This is a genomic window from Halogranum roseipondis (assembly GCF_059695585.1).
Map to the genome: position 1 here is coordinate 1437779 of NZ_CM185235.1, position 19813 is coordinate 1457591.

Annotated in this window: 20 protein-coding genes; 9 read left to right on the forward strand and 11 right to left on the reverse strand. The window is 67.6% G+C overall.

Annotation, left to right across the window (positions count from 1 at the left end; all coding sequences use genetic code 11):
* Nucleotides 1-6 precede the first annotated feature (6 nt).
* A complete protein-coding gene (locus EOHIBHHM_RS07710; protein ID WP_497256182.1) occupies nt 7-189 on the forward strand; it encodes a hypothetical protein in 183 nt (60 codons plus the stop codon).
* A gap of 451 nt (nt 190-640) precedes the next feature.
* On the opposite strand, the gene EOHIBHHM_RS07715 is transcribed toward EOHIBHHM_RS07710, so the two are convergent.
* Together EOHIBHHM_RS07715 and EOHIBHHM_RS07720 are read right to left on the reverse strand one after the other, a co-directional pair.
* On the reverse strand, nt 641-1945 hold the full coding sequence (locus EOHIBHHM_RS07715) for a TIGR00341 family protein (protein WP_497256184.1): 1305 nt from the start codon (nt 1943-1945) through the stop codon (nt 641-643).
* Nucleotides 1946-2002: 57 nt separating this feature from the next.
* Nucleotides 2003-2719, reverse strand: coding sequence for a 5-formyltetrahydrofolate cyclo-ligase (locus EOHIBHHM_RS07720; protein ID WP_497256186.1), 717 nt, complete (start codon nt 2717-2719; stop codon nt 2003-2005).
* 209 nt (nt 2720-2928) lie between these two features.
* Here EOHIBHHM_RS07720 and engB point away from each other — a divergent pair, with 209 nt between their 5' ends.
* Nucleotides 2929-3555, forward strand: coding sequence for a GTP-binding protein EngB (gene engB / locus EOHIBHHM_RS07725; protein ID WP_497256188.1), 627 nt, complete (start codon nt 2929-2931; stop codon nt 3553-3555).
* 185 nt (nt 3556-3740) lie between these two features.
* Nucleotides 3741-4103 (forward strand): DUF5518 domain-containing protein, encoded by a 363-nt coding sequence (locus EOHIBHHM_RS07730; protein WP_497256190.1) that lies wholly within the window; start codon nt 3741-3743, stop codon nt 4101-4103.
* 2 nt (nt 4104-4105) lie between these two features.
* Here the strand turns inward: EOHIBHHM_RS07730 and EOHIBHHM_RS07735 are convergent, their stop codons facing one another.
* Nucleotides 4106-4600, reverse strand: a complete 495-nt coding sequence (locus tag EOHIBHHM_RS07735; protein WP_497256192.1) for a DUF367 family protein — start codon at nt 4598-4600, stop codon at nt 4106-4108.
* A gap of 80 nt (nt 4601-4680) precedes the next feature.
* Here EOHIBHHM_RS07735 and EOHIBHHM_RS07740 point away from each other — a divergent pair, with 80 nt between their 5' ends.
* The gene (locus tag EOHIBHHM_RS07740) at nt 4681-5016 is read left to right on the forward strand and encodes a nuclear transport factor 2 family protein (RefSeq protein ID WP_497256194.1); all 336 of its coding nucleotides are present in this window, start codon (nt 4681-4683) and stop codon (nt 5014-5016) included.
* A gap of 4 nt (nt 5017-5020) precedes the next feature.
* Here EOHIBHHM_RS07740 and EOHIBHHM_RS07745 read toward each other — a convergent pair whose 3' ends face one another.
* Nucleotides 5021-5389 (reverse strand): hypothetical protein, encoded by a 369-nt coding sequence (locus EOHIBHHM_RS07745; protein WP_497256196.1) that lies wholly within the window; start codon nt 5387-5389, stop codon nt 5021-5023.
* Nucleotides 5390-5465: 76 nt separating this feature from the next.
* On the reverse strand, nt 5466-6848 hold the full coding sequence (serS, locus tag EOHIBHHM_RS07750; RefSeq protein WP_497256198.1) for a serine--tRNA ligase: 1383 nt from the start codon (nt 6846-6848) through the stop codon (nt 5466-5468).
* Between the two features lie 107 nt (nt 6849-6955).
* On the opposite strand from serS, the gene EOHIBHHM_RS07755 reads away from it, so the two are divergent.
* Nucleotides 6956-7798: an alpha/beta fold hydrolase gene (locus EOHIBHHM_RS07755; RefSeq protein WP_497256200.1), complete on the forward strand. Its 843-nt coding sequence runs from the start codon at nt 6956-6958 to the stop codon at nt 7796-7798.
* 34 nt (nt 7799-7832) lie between these two features.
* Here EOHIBHHM_RS07755 and EOHIBHHM_RS07760 read toward each other — a convergent pair whose 3' ends face one another.
* Both EOHIBHHM_RS07760 and EOHIBHHM_RS07765 read right to left on the reverse strand, forming a co-directional pair.
* Nucleotides 7833-9419 (reverse strand): SLC13 family permease, encoded by a 1587-nt coding sequence (locus EOHIBHHM_RS07760; RefSeq protein WP_497256202.1) that lies wholly within the window; start codon nt 9417-9419, stop codon nt 7833-7835.
* A gap of 112 nt (nt 9420-9531) precedes the next feature.
* Nucleotides 9532-9777 (reverse strand): DUF8599 family protein, encoded by a 246-nt coding sequence (locus tag EOHIBHHM_RS07765; protein ID WP_497256204.1) that lies wholly within the window; start codon nt 9775-9777, stop codon nt 9532-9534.
* 105 nt (nt 9778-9882) lie between these two features.
* Here EOHIBHHM_RS07765 and EOHIBHHM_RS07770 point away from each other — a divergent pair, with 105 nt between their 5' ends.
* The 4 genes from EOHIBHHM_RS07770 to EOHIBHHM_RS07785 all read left to right on the forward strand — a co-directional run bounded on the left by EOHIBHHM_RS07770 (nt 9883) and on the right by EOHIBHHM_RS07785 (nt 15535).
* Nucleotides 9883-10800, forward strand: a complete 918-nt coding sequence (locus EOHIBHHM_RS07770) for an MBL fold metallo-hydrolase (protein WP_497256206.1) — start codon at nt 9883-9885, stop codon at nt 10798-10800.
* A 72-nt stretch (nt 10801-10872) separates the two neighbouring features.
* Nucleotides 10873-12852 (forward strand): AMP-dependent synthetase/ligase, encoded by a 1980-nt coding sequence (locus EOHIBHHM_RS07775; protein WP_497256208.1) that lies wholly within the window; start codon nt 10873-10875, stop codon nt 12850-12852.
* A 135-nt stretch (nt 12853-12987) separates the two neighbouring features.
* Nucleotides 12988-14859 (forward strand): cation:proton antiporter domain-containing protein, encoded by a 1872-nt coding sequence (locus EOHIBHHM_RS07780; RefSeq protein WP_497256210.1) that lies wholly within the window; start codon nt 12988-12990, stop codon nt 14857-14859.
* Nucleotides 14860-14905: 46 nt separating this feature from the next.
* Nucleotides 14906-15535 carry a cyclase family protein gene (locus EOHIBHHM_RS07785; protein WP_497256212.1) on the forward strand — a complete coding sequence of 210 codons (630 nt, stop codon included), beginning with the start codon at nt 14906-14908 and terminating at the stop codon, nt 15533-15535.
* 152 nt (nt 15536-15687) lie between these two features.
* On the opposite strand, the gene EOHIBHHM_RS07790 is transcribed toward EOHIBHHM_RS07785, so the two are convergent.
* The 4 genes from EOHIBHHM_RS07790 to EOHIBHHM_RS07805 all read right to left on the reverse strand — a co-directional run bounded on the left by EOHIBHHM_RS07790 (nt 15688) and on the right by EOHIBHHM_RS07805 (nt 19620).
* Nucleotides 15688-16389 (reverse strand): hypothetical protein, encoded by a 702-nt coding sequence (locus tag EOHIBHHM_RS07790; protein ID WP_497256214.1) that lies wholly within the window; start codon nt 16387-16389, stop codon nt 15688-15690.
* An 89-nt stretch (nt 16390-16478) separates the two neighbouring features.
* Nucleotides 16479-17612: a thiolase family protein gene (locus tag EOHIBHHM_RS07795; RefSeq protein WP_497256216.1), complete on the reverse strand. Its 1134-nt coding sequence runs from the start codon at nt 17610-17612 to the stop codon at nt 16479-16481.
* 119 nt (nt 17613-17731) lie between these two features.
* The gene (locus EOHIBHHM_RS07800; RefSeq protein WP_497256218.1) at nt 17732-17860 is read right to left on the reverse strand and encodes a hypothetical protein; all 129 of its coding nucleotides are present in this window, start codon (nt 17858-17860) and stop codon (nt 17732-17734) included.
* A gap of 2 nt (nt 17861-17862) precedes the next feature.
* Complete coding sequence (locus EOHIBHHM_RS07805) at nt 17863-19620, reverse strand: nitrite/sulfite reductase (protein WP_497256220.1); 1758 nt, start codon at nt 19618-19620, stop codon at nt 17863-17865.
* Nucleotides 19621-19813: the final 193 nt, after the last annotated feature.

Sequence of the window (19813 nt, forward strand, 5' to 3'; positions counted from 1 at the left end):
TATTCAATGCGCGCTAAGCGCAAAGATCGGTTTCACGTATCGTCCGTGGCCGACGCCGAGAACCCGTACAGCGAACTCGTCGTCTCGGCGGGTTCGTCCGTCCAGCGGTCGCCGCCGCGCTCCGTCGTCCGCGTGACGAACGTGAGCCACCCGTTCGAGGAGACCGGCCCGCCTGCGCCGACGGCGTGACGCGCGAGTCGCCAAGCGGCGGTCGCCCGACTCGGTGTCCAGCGCGGTGAGGGTCACGCGCCCGTCGACGACGTAGCAGACCAGAAACGCGCCGTCGACGAGGGTGGGGCGTCCGCTCCCGTCGACCTCGTCGTAGAGTTCGGTCCCCCACACTCGCTGCCCCGACTCGAGGTCGCGTTGTCGGGTCGAACCCGGTCCGGGCGGCGTCGCGACCGAGCGTCGGCCACGACCCCGCCGGCGGAGCGTCGCCGAGCGGTGCGCTCGTCGGTGGTGACGTCGTCGCCGTCGAGTCGTCGGAGGAGGGGAGCGTCGCACAGCCGGCGGCCGCCGCACTCCCGACGAGTGCGAGGAACCCGCGACGCGAGGACCTGTCGGTCGACATCGTTTCACGGCTCGAGAGTGATCACAGATGTCTTCTGTCTCGGCTCGCCACGCCACACGCCGTCTGGCCTCACTCGACGGCGACGTAGCGGACTTCGACCTCGACGTGGTGGTCTCCGTCGAGGCCGAACGGCGGTTCGTAGGCGGCGTTGATCCGGCGTTCGAGTTCCGACTTGAGCGACGGCGGCGTCTCAGTCGGTGGGTAGCCTACCGTGACGGTCACCTGCTGTGGGTGGCGAACCGGGAAGTCGCCGTAGACGTAGTCGATAGAGAGCAGTCGAACGTCGGCCCCCGAAGTGACGTTCTGGATGGCGTCGCGTGTGTCGTCTTCGAACTGCGAGGTCTGGAGGGTGGTGAACGTCACGCCGCCGAGGAACGCCGAGAGCACGAGCAGGACGACGCCGATGCTGGCGATGCGTCGCCACGTCGACTCGGTCGCCTCGTCCTGTCGGAACCACTGGAACGGACGGTAGCCCTGGTAGCTGAGGACGGCGAGTGCGGCGAAGTTGACCGACAGGAAGTTCACGAGCACGAGGACGGCCGCGCCCAGTACGGTCTGTGGCTCCCCCCACGCGAGTCCGATGCCGACGACGGCCGTCGGCGGGACGAGGGCGGCCGCGATCATCACGCCCACGAGGGCCGCCGAGACCCCCGAGGAGAGGCTGAGCGCGCCCGCGACGCCCGCACCGAGGGCGACGGCCAGCGAGAGCACGTCGGGCGCGAGGCGCTCGCGCACCTCGCCGATGGCGAACACCTCCCCCGCCGTCAGCGGGATCGCCCCGCTGAACTTGAGTAGCCACGAAAAGACGGCGGCGGCGGCGACCGCGAGCACGCCCCCGAGCACCTGTAGTCGGACCCCACGGACGAACAGTTCGTCCTCGTCGAGCACCGACCCGACGCTCGTCGCCATCGCCGGACCGATGAGCGGCGCGATGACCATCGACCCGACGACGACGGCCGGCGAGTCCAACAGCAGCCCCGCAGTGGCGACGATCGAGCTGATCGACGTCATGATGATGAACGTCCACCGTCTCGGCGCGAGGTCCTCCGCGCGGGCGACGAGCTCCTCGCGGGCGATGCGGTCGCCGTTCCCCTCGTCGGACTCCTCGTACCGTTCGGCGAGTCGCTCGAACCGCTTCGAGACCACCGTCTCGGCGTCGATGATGACCGTGTACGCGTCGCGTTCGATGCCCGCCTCACGGAGTTTCTCCAGCACGGGTTCGACCGCACCGACGGGGAGCGGAAATCGGACGACTGCGGTGTACTTTCGTCCGCTGTCCTCGTCGGTGAGCGCGTAGTCGATCTCTTCGTCGTCGAGGACGTCGAGAACCGTCTCGCGCTTGCCCGCCGGGATCATCACTTCAACGAGTCGCACACTCTCTCCTCATCCGGCGAGGGGAAAGTTCCTCTGGATGGACGTGCCGTCTCCGACCTACGGTACGAACTGTGCGAGGACGGGGATCTCCTCACGCCGCTCCGCGTCGAGCAGGTCCCAGTCGATTCCGGTCGGTCGCGAGGACGGCGAGTCGGTGCGGACGAGTCGCTCCGGCGTGACGACGAGATCCATCGGCACGTCGTGAGCCTCGGGGGCCGGCGCGTCGGCTTCGGCCACGACCTGTCGCTCGTGAACAGACGTCGCTACGGTCGTCTCGACGTCGACAGCGCCGAGTTCCGCGAGGACGGCGAACTCGAGGTCGCTGTACCCCTCGCCCTTGCCGACGCGCGCCCCCCGCTCCGTGACGGCGACGCTGCCGGAGACGACGAGGTCGACGTGCGGCATCTCGTCCGGCCCGACCGGTTCGGCGTAGCCGTCCATCTTCGAGACGGTGGCCGCGTCGTCGAGACTCTCCGCGTCGATGTTCGCGGGGTCGAGCTTCATGAACGGCTTCTCGTCGCGGAGCCGCGGCTGGGCCATGTAGACCACCTTCCCCTCGTGGAGCGCGCGACGGCGGACGGGCAGCTGCGGCGCGTCGGGGTTCGCCTTGAGCACCGCGGCGGCCCGCCACGCGTCGGTGTCGGCGAGCCGGTCGGCCGCCTCGCTCGCGCCGGCGAAGTTCGGGATGCGTCCGTGGGGCGGAAACGGGAACCGTGCCTCGCCGCTCTCCTCCAACTCGTCCCAGATGCGCTCGCGGAGCGCCTGTTTGTCCATACGCGGAGTCACGCGCTCTCGCACAAATATAGTAACGAGTGCAAGTCATCACTCACCCGACCGCACGACAGCGTGCGGTCGGGCGAGTGGACAGTTGCACGAGCTACTATAGCTGCGGCGTGTTCGTCGGGCCGGGACTGCTCGGGACGCCGTCGAGCGGCGGCGTCGCGTCCCGCGGCCCTTATCCCGCCTCACGGAGTAGCGAGGGTATGTTCGAAGACCGCCCGAACAGGGATGCGGAGGTCGTCTTCGTCGGGCGCTCCAACGTCGGCAAGTCGACGCTGATGCGCGAGTTGACCGGCCACGACACGTTCAACACGGGGAAGAAACCCGGCGTCACCCGGCAACCCAACCACTTCGACTGGGCCGGCGAGAGCTTCATGTTCACCGACCTGCCGGGGTTCGGCTTCATGTCCGGCGTCGAGGAGGAGCACCGCGAGGCGATCAAGACCGAGATCGTCCGCTACATCGAGGAGCACGCCGAGGAGATCCTCGTGGGCGTGCTCGTCGTCGACGGCAAGAGCGTCGTCGACATCATCGACCGCCACTCCGGCGAGGACGAGATCCCTCACGACGTCGAGCTGTTCTACTTCCTCGAAGAACTGGGGATTCCGACCGTCGTCGCCGTCAACAAGATGGACAAGGTCGACGACAAGGACGAACGGCTGAACGACCTCTGTGACCGACTCGGGCTCTACCCACCCTGGAAGCAGTGGCAGGACGACACCATCGCGCCCATCGTCGCCAAGAAGGGCCGGATAGAGCCGCTGAAGGAGACGCTGCGACACCACTTCCACGAGGCGAAGCGCGACGACCTGCTGAAGTTCGTGAAGTGATCTCCGTTCCGGTGTGAACGCCGAGCGTCCCTCGCGCGGTAGGTCGCTCAACTGCGAACCATCCCGAACCCAACGTGTTTCGTGTCGCTTCCGTCCGTGACTCCGGAACCGGCCCGAACGCTCGCGCCACGGCAGTTTCCTATCGCGCCACACGATTTATTCGGGTTCGTCGCCTACGTCCAGCCATGACAGACTGGCGTGCGGTCGGCGTCGGCTTCGTGGTACTGCTCGTCGTCGGCGCGATCGGCCTCCAACTCCCGCTCGTCGGCCAGATCGGCGCGGGACTGCTCGGCGGATTCGCCGCAGGCTACCTCGCCGGTGGCGGGATCGGCAACGGTGCGTGGCACGGCCTGCTCGCGGGCTCTATCACGGGCATCGTGCTGACGCTCGTCCTCGCGCTGCTCGGTGGCGCGCTCGGGCTCGGCGCCGGTCCGATCGGCGGGTTCCTCGGCGGCGCGGGCGTGTTGGTCGTCGGCGTCTTCGTGACGCTGCTGTTCGCGATCGACAGCGCCGTCGCTGGCGCGTTGGGTGGCTGGATAAAGGGCTGAGACTACTCTCCGCGGTCGAGATACTCCTGCTGGACCGCGACGACCTCCGTCGAGTCCTCACACTCCGAGTAGCGTCGCAACGGTTCCTCGTTCAGTTCGAGGAAGGTGTGTCCCCAGCTGAACTTCGAGAGGAGTTCCTCGGCGTGCTCCCACTCGCCGAAGATGGCGAGCGCGGCGGCCATCGCCTCGACCGTCGTGAGTTTCATCGGTCGCCCGAAGTTGACGGGGTTGGCGGCGACGAGGTACGGGAGCGCCCGGTGGTCGCCGGGTAACGAGAACCGTGCCTCGCCGGCCGACTCCCACGAGCAGTCGAGTGCGACGAGCGTCTCCGTGTCGTCCGCCGGCGACAGCGCCCGCTCGGCGTGGGGGTTCAACACGACCCCGTAGGGCGTCGCGCGGTGCGACTCGTGGAGTTCGGCGAGGTCGAACTTCGTGAGGCGACGCGCCGTGCACTTCTCGGGGTCGTCGTCGCCCTCGTAGCGGATGTGCAGGTCCACGTCGGTCAGGAGGCGGTGAGGCGACAAAAGCGGTCCGTTCGTGGGTGACAATCAAGGGGGATGGCCGCGTGGGTTTCCTCATGGGTCACCTCGAAGCCGTTCGTTCGTACTACGACGCGCTCGACGAGGGGGATTACGACGCGCTCCTCGTCGTCCTCGCGCCATCGTTCGAACAGACGCGCCCGGACCAGTCGTTCACGAGTCGTCGGTCGTTCATCGACTTCATGGAGGAGGACCGCCCCCACGAGGACACCTCACACGCAGTCGACGTGATCTACCGCGACGACGACGAGAGCGACGAACTCGCCGTTCGTGGGCGGCTGTGTACCAACGGTGGGGCCGAACTGTTCGGCTTCGTCGACGTCTTCCAGTTCGACGACGGCCGCATCACCGAGCTACGCACGTACACCGACTGACCGCTCACAGCGGTCGACGTCTCTTTTCACCGACGTCGTCGTCGAGGGCAGTCGCCTCGTCTCGCCGTCTCACCACCAGTTCGTGGTAGACGAAGTAGCTCCCGCCGAGGGCGAGTGCGACCAGGGTCGCCCAGCCGACGACGGTCAGGAGGGGGACGCCGAAGCCGAGTTCGAACCCCGGGCCGACGAGTTCGTCTCCGTAGTGTCCGGTCGCTCCCGTCCCGTGCATCGACCCCCAGAATGTCATGCGCCACATCGCTCCGACGACGCCCGCGAGGACGGTGACGAGGAGGAGACTTCCGACGACGACCGCGACCGTCGCTTCGAGTGCGTCGACTCTCGTGCTCGTAGCGACCCCTACGGCGTCGAGCAACGTACAGTCGACTGCTCGTTCTCAGTCAGTGAGAGACGAAACGGAGTCGGCAGTACTCCGAGCGGGGACTCCTCGGCTACTCTTTCTTGCCTGCGCCGACGGCTGCCTCGCCGACGGGTTCGTGGCCCTCGATGACCTCGCGGCCGCCCATGTACGGCCGGAGCGCCTCCGGGACGTCGACGGTGCCGTCCTCGTTCTGGTAGTACTCGAGGACCGCGACCATCACACGGCCGACGGCGGTTCCCGACGCGTTGAGCGTGTGGAGGTACTCCGCGGACTCGTGGCGCTCCGGCCGGTAGCGGAGGCCGGCGCGACGCGCCTGGAAGTCCTCGAAGTTCGACGCCGACGACACCTCGAGCCAGCGGCCGCCCCGGTCGGGACCCTCGTCCGACTCCGTTCCGGGTGCCCACACCTCGATGTCGTAGGTCTTCGCCGACGCGAACGTCAGATCGCCCGTACAGAGGTCGAGGATCCGGTAGGGGAGGCCGAGTCGGTCGAGCACCTCGGTCGCCTCTTCGAGCAGCGCCTCGAGGCGGTCGTAGCTCTCCTCGGGTTCGACGAAGTTGACGAGTTCGACCTTGTTGAACTGGTGGACGCGGACGATACCGCGCGTCTCGGTGCCGTGTTCGCCCGCCTCGCGCCGGAAGTTCGGCGTGTACGCCTGGTGTTTGAGGGGGAGGTCCTCCTTCAGCAGGATGTCGTCGGCGTACATGTTCGTCACCGGCACCTCCGCGGTCGGACAGAGCCAGAGGTCGTCGTCCTCGTACTCCTCGGTCTCGCTGCCGCCGATGCGGTAGGCGTCCTCGGCGAACTTGGGTAGCTGGCCGGTGCCGACCATCGACGTCGTCTTCACCGGGATCGGCGGGAACAGGTCGACGTACTCCTGCTCGCGGTGGACGTCGAGCATGAACTGCACGAGCGCGTGCTCCAGCATCGCGCCCTCTCCCTTCAGGAAGTAGAAGCCCGACCCCGTCGTCTTCGCGCCACGGGCCTCGTCGATGATGTCGAGCTCCTCGCCCAGCTCGTAGTGCGGCGTGACCTCCTCGGGCAACTCGCGCAGGTCGTCGAAGCCGACGCGGCGAAGCTCCTCGTTGTCGCTCTCGTCGGCCCCGACGGGGACGCTCTCGTGGGGGACGTTCGGAATCTCCAACAGCGCCTCCTCCAGTTTCGATTCGAGTTCGTCGGCGCGCTCCTCGACCGCCTGCAGGTCCTCTTTCAGCTCCTGCGAGCGGGCGATGGCCGCTTCGGCCTCCTCGTCCTTCCCGTCGGCCTTCAGCTGGCCGATCTCGCTCGACACCTGGTTGCGCTCGTGGCGCAGGTCGTCACCTTTCGCCTTCAGCTCCCGCCACTCCTCGTCGACGGCGACGATCTGATCGAGGTCGACGTCGTCGTAGCCGCGGTTCGCGAGGCTCTCGCGGACCTCCTCGGGGTGTTCGCGGAGATATCGTCGGTGTAGCATTTGCTCGAAGTTCAGTCGGATGCGGGAAAACCGTATCGCATCCGTGTGTCGGTGTCTCGGGCCGTGGGTGGCTATTTGACCCACCCGGACGAACGTCGACGTGACAGATGGCTACTACGACGCTCCCCGACGGTCGTCGACTCGGCTACGAGACGTTCGGCGTTCCCGACGGCGATCCGGCGTTCTTCTTCCACGGCCTCCCGGGTGCACGCACGGACGGTGAACTCCTCGCAGACGCCGCGGCGCGGGCGAACGTCCGCCTCGTCGCGCTCGACCGCCCCGGGTTCGGACTGTCGACGTTCCAGCCGACCCGCCGACTGCTCGACTGGCCCGCCGACGTCGTCGCCGTCGCCGACGACCTCGGCTTCGAGCGGTTCGGCGTCGTCGGCTTCTCCGCGGGCGGCCCCCACGCGGCGGCCTGCGCTCACGCGCTCGACGACAGGCTGACTGGCGTCGCGCTCGTCGACTCGTCGGTCCCGCCCTCGTTCGCCGACAGGGGGCCGCTCGGCCGCGTCGCGTTCGGTGCGCTCTCGCGGTTCCCGGCGCTCGCTCGGCCGGGGTTCGCGTTCGTCGGTTGGCAGGCGGCGCACCGCCCGGCGTCGCTCAGAGCCGGGATGCGCCGACAGATGGCCGCCGGCGACGACTCCGCGCTCGACGACGACGAGGTGTGGGAGACGCTGCTCGCCGGAGTGCGGGAGTCGCTCCGAGAGGGGACTCGCGGCCCCGCCCACGACGGGGCGATTCTGCACCGGCCGTGGGGGTTCGGCCCCGCGACGCTCGACGCACCGGTGACGTTCTGGCACGGGGCGCAGGACGGGTCGGTCCCCGTCGCGAGCGTCGAGCGGTTCGCCGCAGCGACGCCGAGGAGCGACCTCACGGTCTTCGAGGGTGAGGGTCACCTCTCACCGCTGGTGAACCACGGAGAACGGATCCTCGACGCCGTCGTCTGAGTCGAGCGGAGAGCGTCGGCGGGCGGACGACCAGTTACCAGAGGAACATCGGCCAGACGAACTGGAACAGCACCCAGATGAGGCCGGTGAGGATGGCCGTCATCACGAGGTTCAACGCGACGCCGACTTTCATCATGTGCTCTTGCTTCAGGTGGCCGCTGCCGAAGACGATGGCGTTCGGCGGCGTCGCCACCGGCAGGGCGAAGGCGAAACTCGCGGCGATGGCCCCACTGACCGAGAGGAACACCGCGGAGCCGACCTCCGAGATGCCGAGCGTCGACGCGAAGACGCTGCCGATCCCGATGAGCACGGGGACGATGATCGTCGCCGTCGCCGTGTTCGAGGTCATCTCGGTCAGGAAGATCACCAAGAGGACGACTGCGGCGACGACGAGCACGATGGGTGCGCCGGTGAGCGACCCGAAGACCGTCGTCGCGATCCACTCGGTCGCGCCGGTCGTCGCGAACGCGTCGGCCAGCGAGATACCGCCGCCGAACAATAGGATGGTCCCCCAGTCGATGTCGACGAGGTCCTCCCACTCCACCGTGTCGGCGAGGACGAGCGCCGGAATGGCGTACAGCCCGACCATCACGTAGTAGAGCAGCCCCTGGTGGCCCTCGACGCCGGTGACGGTCGGCCCCTCGCCGCCGAACAGCGTCGTCCAGACCGTCTCGGGGACGTTCAGTCCGGCGAGGCCGGCCAGCCACTCGAACAGGCCGTCGAGGCCGCCGAGCACCCACAGCGCCGCCGTCGCGGTGAAGATGTACGCCACGCGCTTGCCGCGCGGACTGAGGTCGCCCTCCTCTTCGAGGTAGCGACGCGCCTCCTGTCGTGCGCCGCTCACGTCGTCGATCTCCGGCGGGAAGAAGACGAACGTCAGCGCGTACCACACCAGCGGGAGCGTGATGACGACGATCGGCATGCCGACCAGCAGCCACTCCGCGAAGCCGATCTCGTAGCCGAGCATCGCCGACAGTTGGGTCGCGACGACCGCGTTCGGCGGCGTCCCGATGAGCGTCCCGACGCCGCCGACGCTGGCGGCGTACGCGGTGCCGAGCAGCGTCGAGATCTGCATGTTGGAGAAGGCTTCCTTGTCTGCGCCCTCCGACTTCACCTCGTCGCGGCCGAGCACCTGTGCGAGCACGCCGAGCGCGATGGGCGTCATCATCGCCGTCGTCGCCGTGTTCGACACCCACATCGAGAGGATCGCCGTCGCCAGCATGATCGAGAGGATGAGCAGCCGGGGCGACGCGCCCATCGTGCTCATGATCCACAGCGCGATGCGGCGGTCGATGTCGTACTTCTGCAGCGCGTTCGCGAGCATGAACCCCGCGATGAACAGGAAGATGAGGTGGTCCGCGAACCCGGCCAGCGCCGGATCGATACCGCTGTAGACGCCGAATGCGGTCAAAAGAACTGGTATCGAAAGTGCCGTCACCGCGAGTGGGATAACTCCCGTCACCCACAGCACCGCCGCGAAGAACATCGTTGCGAGTGCGTACTGTCCCTTCAGCGACAGCCCCTCGGGTGAGGGGCCGAAACCGACGGCCAACGCGCCGAGTAGTGCGACCGCGAAGACGAGCAGCCGACCCTGCGTCGTCTCTCTGAGTCCCCGTATCATTGATACACGGGGAGTGTGGACGATTCTCGTACTTAATGGTTTTTACATCGGTTGGGATTATCGTTACAGTTCTTCGGTCGTCACGGAAGCCGACCGACGGTCGGCGCGTGCGTCAGAACGCGTCGACGAGTGCACGCACCTGTTCGTCGGTGAGTTCGCTCGTGTAGAGGGTGAACAGCGCTTCGCGGCGCGACCGGGAGAGGCCGCGACGGTCGTTCTCTAGCATCGAGACGTGCGCCTGGATGACGTCGTCGAGTGCGCGTTCCACCTCGCGCTGTTCGTACCCGGCGGCAGTTCGGAGCAGTCGCCACGCCATCGGCGACACGTCGGCGACGTCGACCTCCTCCGCTCCGGGCATGCGGTCGCATCTCACGATGCCGAGTACAAATAACGTCTGGTCGTCGACGCCCGACGGTCGGCCGTCGCCCGAACGTTTTTCGTCGCCCGCGACGCTTCCCTGCGCATGGCTATCGGCGACCTCGAATCTGTCCCGGACTGTACCGACCTCTACTATCTCGACACGGGGATGTACGACACCGAGGCGTACGGGTCGGTCTACGTTCTCGACGCCGAGCGCCCCGCCGTCGTCGACACCGGCATCGGGACGAACCGCGAGCTCCTGTTCGACGCGCTCGACGAAGTCGGCATCGGCGAAGAGGACCTCGCGTACGTCCTCCCGACGCACGTCCACCTCGACCACGCGGGCGGCGCTGGCTTCCTCGCGGAGGCGTACCCGAACGCGACGGTCGTGACCCACGAACTCGGCGTCCCGCATCTCGTCGACCCCTCGCGACTCGTCGCCGGGACGAAGGCCGCCGTCGACGACCAGTGGGAGTTCTACGCCGAGCCGAGACCGGTCCCCGAGGACCGCATCGAGGGCGTCGACGGCGGCGAGACGATCGACCTCGGCGACCGGGAGTTGGACGTCGTCGCCGCGCCCGGCCACGCCCCCCACCAGGTGATGTTCCACGACACCGGCGACGACGTGTTGTTCACGGGCGACGCCGCGGGGATCTGGGTTCCCAGCGAGCGGACGGTCCGCCAGACCACCCCGCCCTCGCAGTTCGACCTCGAACAGTGTCTCGACGACGTCTCCACCATCGTCGACCGCGACCCCGACGTGCTCTGCTTCGGCCACTTCGGCCCCCGCGAGTTCGACGAGGGACTGATGAGCGAGTACAAGCGGACGCTCGTCGAGTGGGTCGAAGCGGTCCGCCAGAAGCGCGAGGAACTCGGCGACGACGGGGCCGTCGTCGAGTACTTCCGGAACCACACCGACATGGTCGACGTCTGGGGCGAACGGAAGGCGCGTGACGAGGAGCGACTGAACGTCAAGGGCGTCCTCGGCTATCTGGACTACCGGGCGGAAGAGGGCCAGTAACCCGATCAACTCGTGGCAACGAGTCTCCGATTCTGACCGGTTTTTTATAATCGACCGCCGTAGCGCCGTGGTATGGACTGGCGGGATGCGGAAACGGAGTACGAAAGCGAGGTGCTCGGGGAGACGACGCTCGCTCGGCTGTTCGAGGAGAGCGTCGAGCGGAACGCCGACCGGGTCGCCCAGCGGTACAAGGGCGGCGTCTACGACCGCTCGCTCGTCGCCGCCGACGTCGTCCCCGCGGCACCGACGGGCGACTACGCCGACCTCACCTACGACGAGATGCGGACGCTCGTCCGTCGACTCGCGGCCGGCTTTCGCGAACTCGGCGTCGCCGACGGCACCCGCGTCGGACTCTTCTCGCACACCCGGATGGAGTGGGCACAGTGCGACTTCGCGCTGCTCGCCGCCGGCGGCGTCGTCACCACCGTCTACACCTCCTCGTCGGAACGCCAGGTGAAGTACCTCCTCGGCGACCCCGAGGCGTCGGGCGTCGTCGTCGAGAACGCCGACTGTCTCCGGCGGGTGCTCGCCGTCGAGGACGACCTCGACCTCGAGTTCGTCGTCGTCCTCGACGAGATCCCCGACGGCAGCGGGATGTCCGGGGCGGTCCGCGACCGAGACGACATCCACTCGCTGGCCGACGTCCACGCACTCGGCGTCGACGCCTACGACCCCGACGCCTACGAGTCGTGGATCGACGACCCCGACGTGGACGACCTCGCGAGTCTCATCTACACCTCGGGGACGACCGGCCAGCCGAAGGGCGTCGAACTCACCCACCGGAACTTCCGGGCCAACGTGAACCAGTGTTACCGGCGGTTCGGCCCACGGCCGGACGCCCCCGACCGACCGTCCATCTCTTCGGAGTCGACGACGCTGTCGTTTCTCCCGCTCGCACACGTCTTCGAGCGACTCGCCGGCCACTACATGATGTTCGCTGCGGGAGCCACCGTCGCCTACGCCGAGAGTCCCGACACGCTTCGAGAGGACTTCCAACTCGTCAGGCCGACGACCGCTACCAGTGTCCCGCGGGTGTACGAGAAACTGTACGACGCCATCCGGGCACAGGCCGCCGAGTCCCCCGTCAGAGAACGTATCTTCGAGTGGGCCGTCGGCGTCGGTCAGACGTACCACGAGACCGACGACCCGGGGACGGCGCTGACGCTCCAACACCGACTCGCCGACCGCCTCGTCTTCTCGCAGGTTCGGGAGGCTATCGGCGGCCGTCTCGAACTCTTCATCAGCGGCGGCGGCAGCCTCTCGGCGGACCTCTGTGCGCTCTACCACGGGATGGGGCTCCCCATCTTGGAAGGGTACGGACTCACCGAGACCGCCCCCGTCATCTCCGCGAACCCGCCGGACGCACCGAAGATCGGCACCATCGGCCCGCCCGTCGTCGACGTCGACGTCAAGATCGACGAGAGCGTCGTCGGTGAGGTACAGCGCCGCGAGGCGGTCGGACAGGTTGGCGAACTCCTCGTGAAGGGACCGAACGTCACGTCGGGCTACTGGAACCGGCCCGAAGAGACCGAGCAGTCCTTCACCGAGGGTTGGTTCCGAACCGGCGACATCGTCCACCGCCGCCCCGACGACTACATCGAGTTCCGCGAACGGGCCAAACAGCTCCTCGTGCTCTCGACGGGGAAGAACGTCGCCCCCGGCCCCATCGAGGACGCGTTCGCCTCGAACCAACTCGTCGAGCAGTGTCTGGTGCTCGGCGACGGCAAGAAGTTCGTCAGCGCGCTGCTCGTCCCGAACGTCGAGGGGATCAGAGAGTGGGCCGACCGCGAGGGGGTCGACCTTCCCGACGATCGTCGGGCGCTGTGCCGCGACGAGCGCGTCCGCGAGCGACTCCAGCAGGAGGTCGACCGCGTCAACGAGAACTTCGAGTCCTACGAGCAGATCAAGCAGTTCCGGGTCGTCCCCGAGGAGTTCACCGAGGAGAACGGCCTGTTGACGCCGACGATGAAGAAGAAGCGCCGTCACATCCTCGACCGCTACGCCGACGACGTGGCGATGCTCTACGAGGCGGAGTCGCCGACGCCGGAGTGACACGATCGCCGACTGGGTCCTCGCCGAGGCAGGCCCGTCGGCGACGATCGGTCGCTCTCCCCCGGAAAAACCCACCCGGGATGGGGAGGTTTATAAAAGCGCCAGTCGACACGAAAGGCACATGGAGGGACGCTAGTGGCCGCCGAAGCAGCGGGGAACCTCATCCCCCTCGTCGCCGCCATCATCGCTATCGGCGTCGTCTCGCAGGTGCTCGCCGACCGACTGCAGGTGCCGAGTATCATCTTCCTCATCACGGCGGGTATCCTCCTCGGACCGGAGGTGCTCGGCGTCGTCACGCCCGACTCGTTCGGCAACGCGCTGCCGGCCATCGTCGGTCTCTCGGTCGCCATCATCGTCTTCGAGGGAGCGTTCCACCTCCGCATCGAGAACCTCAGAGAGGCACCCGCGGCGACAGTGCGCCTCGTCACGGTCGGTGCGGCCATCTCGCTGGTCGGGACCGCCATCGCGGTCCACTTCCTGCTGTCGGTCGACTGGCTGGTGTCGTTCCTCATCGGCGCGCTGCTCGTCGCCACCGGCCCGACGGTGATCGCGCCGATCCTGGAGGTCGTCCCGGCACGCGACCGCGTCGAGACGGCGCTGGAGACGGAGGGAATCGTCAACGACGTCACCGCCGCCATCCTCGCCGTCGTCATCTTCGAGGCCCTCGTGGCCGGCATCGCCGAGCCCGGGGCGTTCCTGACGCACTTCACCCAGCGACTCGGCGTCGGCGTCATCGTCGGCGGCGTCGTCGCCGCCGTCATCTTCGTCGCGCTCCGATACGTCGACCTCTCGCCCGGCAACGCGCCGCAGAACGCCCGACTGCTCGTCCTCGCGGGGGCGCTCGTCGCCTACGGCGGGGCGGAACTCGTCGCCACCGAGGCCGGCATCGCCGCCGTCGCGACGGCGGGGATCATCCTCGGAAATCTGGACGTCCCCTACGAGGAGGAGATCTCGGCGTTCAAAGGCGACATCACCCTGCTCGTCCTCTCGTTCGTCTTCATCGCGCTCGCAGCGCTGCTGGACTTCGGAAACCTCCAGCAGTTGGGGCTGGGCGGTATCGGCGTCGTCGTCGCCGTCGCCCTCCTCATCCGACCGTTCCTCGTCTTCGTCTCGACGGTCGGCGACCGCTTCACCCGCGAGGAGAAACTGTTCATGAGTTTCGTCGGCCCGCGCGGCATCATCCCCGCGTCGGTCGCGACGCTGTTCGCCATCGAACTGCGAGCCCAGGGGTTACAGGAGGCCGCCGACGTGCTCGTCGGCACCGTCTTCCTCGTCATCCTGGTGACCGTCGTGTTCGAAGCCGGCTTCGCCCGTCGGATCGCGGAGTTCCTAGATGTGATACCAATGCGTGTACTCGTCATCGGAGGCGGTAAGGTGGGCCGCGTGCTCGCCGAACGCCTCGAAGAACGTGGAGAGAACGTCGTCATCATCGAAGACGACGTGAGTATCGTCGAGACTGCTCGAAACAACGGGTTCACCGTCCACCACGGCGACGGCACCGATACGGAGGTGTTGCGCTCGGCCGGCGGCGAGAACGCCAAGGTCGTCGTCGCCGCGACCGGGGACGACGACGTGAACCTGCTGGTCTCACAGTTGGCTGCCTCGAAGTTCGAACCGGAGACGATCATCGCCCGCGCCAACAACCCCGACAACGTCGAGGCGTTCGAGGAGCTCGGGGTCCGCACGATCTCGACGACGCTGGCGACGGCGCAGGCGATCGACAACTACATCGAGCGGCCGGCGCTGGCCAACTGGATGGGCGAACTCGGTCGTTCCGGCGACGTCCAGGAGATCGAAGTGACCTCCGAGGAGCTCGTCGGCCGGACGATCAGAGAGATCGGCCCCGAACTCCCCGGTGGCTGTCTCGTCGCACTCGTCGCCCGCGACGGCACCATCGAGGTGCCGGACGCCGACTACACGCTCCAGAAGGGCGATCGGATCACGCTCCTCGGGCGACGAGAGGCCGTCCGCGACGCGATGCAGTTCTGCCACCCCGAGAAGGAGTAGCCGGAGAGACGAGCGTTCTTGTCTCGTCCGTTCGAACGCTTACTCCGTGTACGACCTCACGCACCCCCTCACCAGCGACACGCCCGTCTACCCTGGCGACCCGCCGGTCGGCGTCGAACCGGCGGCGACGCACGAGGCAGACGGCTACCGTGTCAGCGACGTCCGCCTGAACAGCCACGCCGGGACACACCTCGACGCACCCGCCCACCTCCTGACCGACGGCCGGACGCTCGACGACTATCCGGTCGAGCGGTTCGTCTTCGACGCTCGCGTCGTCGACTGTACCGGACTCGACGCCGGCGAGACAGTTCGGGCGAGCGACCTGCCGGACCCCGACTGTGAGCTGCTCCTCCTCCACACCGGGTGGGACCGCCACTGGGGAACCGACCGGTACGACGACCACCCGTCTCTCGCAGCAGACGCCGCCCGGTGGTGTGCCGACCGGGGGTACGACGTCGGCTTCGACACCGCCGGCCCCGACCCGACCGGTGCCGAGTCGTTTCCGGCACACCGGAGACTCCTTCGAGCCGACTGCCTCCTGTTGGAGAACCTGACCGGCCTCGCGGACCTCCCCGAACGGGTCCGACTCTCGGCGTTTCCGCTCGCACTCGCCGACGCCGACGGAGCGCCCGTACGGGCGGTCGCCGAAGCGGTGGACGGCGACGCCTCCGGGTGACCGTCTGTGACTCTGAGGACGGGCTTCTACGGGACCCCCGCTTCGGGGACGCGCTCTCCGGGGACGACGCGGTGCGCACTGAACCGACGACACCGTCCTCGCAGACCGGGACGTCGCACCCGCCGCCGACTGACTCGCGACCGACCGAGCGACTACTCGCCGTCGCCAGCCCGCTTCAGCGCGGCGAGCCCCGCAGCGCCGACCCCGAGCACTCCCGTCAGTGCCGAGAACCCCGGACTCGACGCGGCTGTCGTCTCGGACTCCGGTTCGTCCGTGACGGGACCGTCGTCCGTCGTCCCGGCGGTGCCGGCCGCGGTGGTCGTCTCACCCGTCTCGTTCGTCGCGGCGGTCTCGATGGAACTCGACCCGACCTGTTCGAGTTTGACCGAGCTGTGTCCGCCGGGGCAGTCGGTCTGACTGTTGACGACGTACTGGTTGCCGGTCTCGACCGTCGAATCCTGGGCCGGAACGTAGAGCGTCGTCTCCTCGGCCTCCGACTCCGCGCCGACGTCCACCTTCTCCGAGATGGTGGCGTTGTACGCCGCGATTCGGTCGTCGGACTCGATGACGTCGCAGGAACTCACGCCCGTCGTGTCGGGGTCGTTCTGCGGGTCCTCGACGAGGAGGTACAGTCCGGTGAAGTCGCTGTTGCCGAACTTCGGCGTCGAGTTCGAGAGCACGCCGTTCGTGTAGACGTCGTCGTGCTCTTCGTCTTCGCCGTCGGATTGGGCACCCGCCAGCCCCGAGAGGGCTGGAACGCCTGCGACGGCGGCACCACCGGCCCGAAGCAGCCGTCGCCGCGAGACGCCGTCCGTCGCCGTCGCTCGCTGGGACTCGTCCGTGCTGTGAGACATCTATCGTGAAGTACAGCCGAACGACACTAATGCGTCGTGGCCGCCGACGGAAGATGCGTCACCCCTCCATTGGGGGTGACGCGGAACCGCTATCGGTAGAACTCGATGGCCGCGCCCTGCCCGAAGCCGACGCAGAGCGTCGCGAGCCCACGCTCGGCGTCGCGCTGGATCATCTCGTGGACGAGCGTCACCGGAAGGCGTGCACCGGAGGCACCCAGCGGGTGACCGAGGGCGATGGCACCGCCGTTGACGTTGAACTTCTCCTCGTCGATGCCGAGTTCGCGCCGCGAGTAGACGCACTGACTGGCGAACGCCTCGTTCAGTTCGACGAGGTCGTAGTCGTCGATGGAGCGTCCTGCTCGCTCCAGCAGGCCTTCCGTGGCCGGCACCGGACCGATCCCCATCACCGTCGGGTCGACGCCGGCGACGTTGTTCGTCCCGACCTTCGCCATGATCTCGAGGTCGTGTTCCTCCGCGAACGACTCGCTCGTGACGAGCACCGCGGCCGCGCCGTCGGAGATCTGCGAGGAGTTGCCCGCGGTGACGGAGCCGTCGCCGGTGAACGCCGGCGACAGGTCCGAGAGCACGTCCATCGACGTGTCGCGACGGATCCCCTCGTCCTCGCTGACGGTCCCCTCTTCGGTCTCGATGGGGACGATCTGGTCGTCGAAGCGACCCTCGTCGGTCGCGGCGGCGGCCCGCTGGTGGCTGCGGAGGGCGTACTCGTCTTGGGCCTCGCGGCTCACCTCGTACTCGGAGGCGACCTTCTCGGCGGTCATCCCCATCTGGAGTTGGAAGACGTTGTACGCCTCGGAGAGTTGCGGGTGGAGATGCTGGTAGGAGTCGCCGTCCATCGGGACGCGCGACATGTTCTCGACGCCACCGGCGATGACGCAGTCGCGGTTCCCCGCCGCGATCGCGTCGGAGGCGCTGATGATCGCCTGCATCGAGGAGGCACACCAGCGGTTGATGCTCGTCGCCGGCACCCCTTCGCCGAGATCCGAGAGGAGGGCGATGACGCGGGCGACGTTGTTGTCCTGCTCTCCGCGCTGCTGGGCGACGCCCCACATCAGGTCGTCGACGTCGTCGCTGTCGAGGCCGGTCTCGGCGAGGATCTCGTTGATGAGGGCGATAGAGAGGTCCTCGCTGCGAACGTCCTCGAAGACGCCGCCGCCTCTCCCTTGCGGGGTTCGGTACGCTTTCGCGATGACTGGCGTTGGCATATCTCCCCCTCGGAGGTCTAGCATGATAAACCCACAGAGAACCGGAAACCCACCGAAAACAGTTTATCGTTTATCGGACGCCGAACCGCCGACCCGACCGCGGAGGCGACCACGCCTGCTTACGGTTCGAACAGCTCCGGGGCGACGTCGGCCGAGGCGTGTTGCGTCGACGGCTCGACCGACGCAGCGGTGTCGTCGCGTGTCGGCTCGCTCGATTCGGGCGGCGTGGAGTCGCTGGAACCGTGCACGGTCAGTCGTCCGCGGGCGTCTCGGTCGCCTCCGTCGCGCTCTCGTCGCCCTCGAAGGGGTACCACGACTGTTTGGCGTCGGTCAGATACGGGTCGTCGTACGTCGTCTCCTCGGGTTCGCAGAGTTCGACGAGCGCTTCTGAGCCAGTTGCGTCGACCCACTCGCGGAACGTCTGTCCGTCGTCGCGGTGGGCGGCGAACGCCTCGACGAGGTTCTTGATCGCACCCGGCACCTCGTCGGCGGGGACGCGCTGGCGCACCCACTCGACGAAACTCGGCTCCTCGCCGACGCCGCCGCCGACGCCGACGTCCATCGCTTCGACCATCTCGCCGTCCTTGCGGGCGCGCATCCCGAGCAGCCCGATGTCGGCGGTGTTGGCCTGCCCGCAGTCGGCCGTACAGCCCGAGTAGTGGAGGTGGACGTTCTCGACGTCGTCGGGGAGGTCGACGTTGTCGCGGAGCCACCGCAGCATCCGGGCGGTCCGCGCCTTCGTCTCCGTCAGCGCCAGCGAGCAGAACTCCGTCCCCGTACAGGCGATCGCGCCGCGCTGGAACGGGTTCGGTTCGGGGGTGTGCTTCGAGAGCAGCGGTTCGGCGAGCAGGTCGTCCAGTCTCGACTCGGGGACGTCGACCAGCAGCGGGTTCTGCCGCCGAGTCAGCCGCACCTCCCCGGAGCCGTACTCGTCGGCGAGGTCGGCCAGTTCGACGGCGTCCGCGGCGGTCAGGCGGCCGACGGCGACCGAGAGCCCGACGTAGTAGTCGCCGTCCTTCTGCTCGTGGACGCCGACGTGGTCGGCCTTCCCCTCGGTGGGCGGCCGCCCCGCGTTGTAGCTGTACTCCTCGCGGACGTCGGTCCCGGCGGTCCTGAGTTCGAAGTCGACGTACTCCTCCTGGAGACGGTCGCGGATCTTCTCGGTCCCCCAGTCGTCGACGAAGAACCGGGCGCGGTTCTTCGAGCGGACGTCGCGGTCGCCGTGGTCGTGGTAGAGCTCGACGAAGCCGCGGACGACGTCGTACGCCTCCTCGGGCGTGACGAAGACGTCGAGCGACCGCGCCGTCCGCGGCTTCTTCCCGCCGAGACCGCCGCCGACGCGGACGTTGAACCCGAGCGTCGCCTCCCCGTCGACCATCTCGAACGCCGGCTCGACCCCGACGTCGTTGATGGCGTCCTGCGCACAGCCCTCGCGACAGCCCGTGACGCTGATGTTGAACTTCCGGGGCATGTTGGCGAGCGTGTCGTCGCCGCGGAGCTCCTCGCGGAACCGTTCGAGCAACGGTCGGGTGTCGACGAGCTCGTGTTTGTCGCGGCCGGCGACCGGACAGCCCGAGATGTTGCGCATCGTGTCGCCGCCGGCCGACCGCGTGGTGACGCCGGCGGCTTCGAGCTTTTCCCAGATGGCGGGGACGTCCTCCAACCGCACCCAGTGGAGCTGAATCGACTGCCGCGTCGTCAGGTCGACGAACCCGTTGCCGAACTCGGGGTTGTCGGCGGGGCCGGTACAGTAGTCGCGGGCGACCTCGCCGATGGCCCGGAGCTGTCCCGGCTTCAGACGCCCGTTCGCGTTCGTCAACCGCATCATGAAGTAGCCCTCCTGGCCGCTCCGCTGGTGGAAGACGCCCCAGAACTTGAACCGCGTGAACCACTCGTCGTGTTCGTCCTCGGGGATCGAGTCGAACCCCTCCTCTGCGAACTCCAGGAGCTTCTCCCGGACCGCGTCGCCGTACAACTCCGCTTTGTACGTCTCTTTCTTATGCGCCATCGTCTGCGAACACTCCTCTACGTTTGTCTACGTTTGAACCGATAACCGAAACGTACATGTCGTAATTCACGGTAGAAGTATACTCGACAGAACCTTATAATGGTAATCGTTGAATTGTTCAAAAAATATCCCCAATACTTCTTTGGACAGTCAGTTTAATAGCGAATTGGAGGAATATAAGGACGTACTCCGT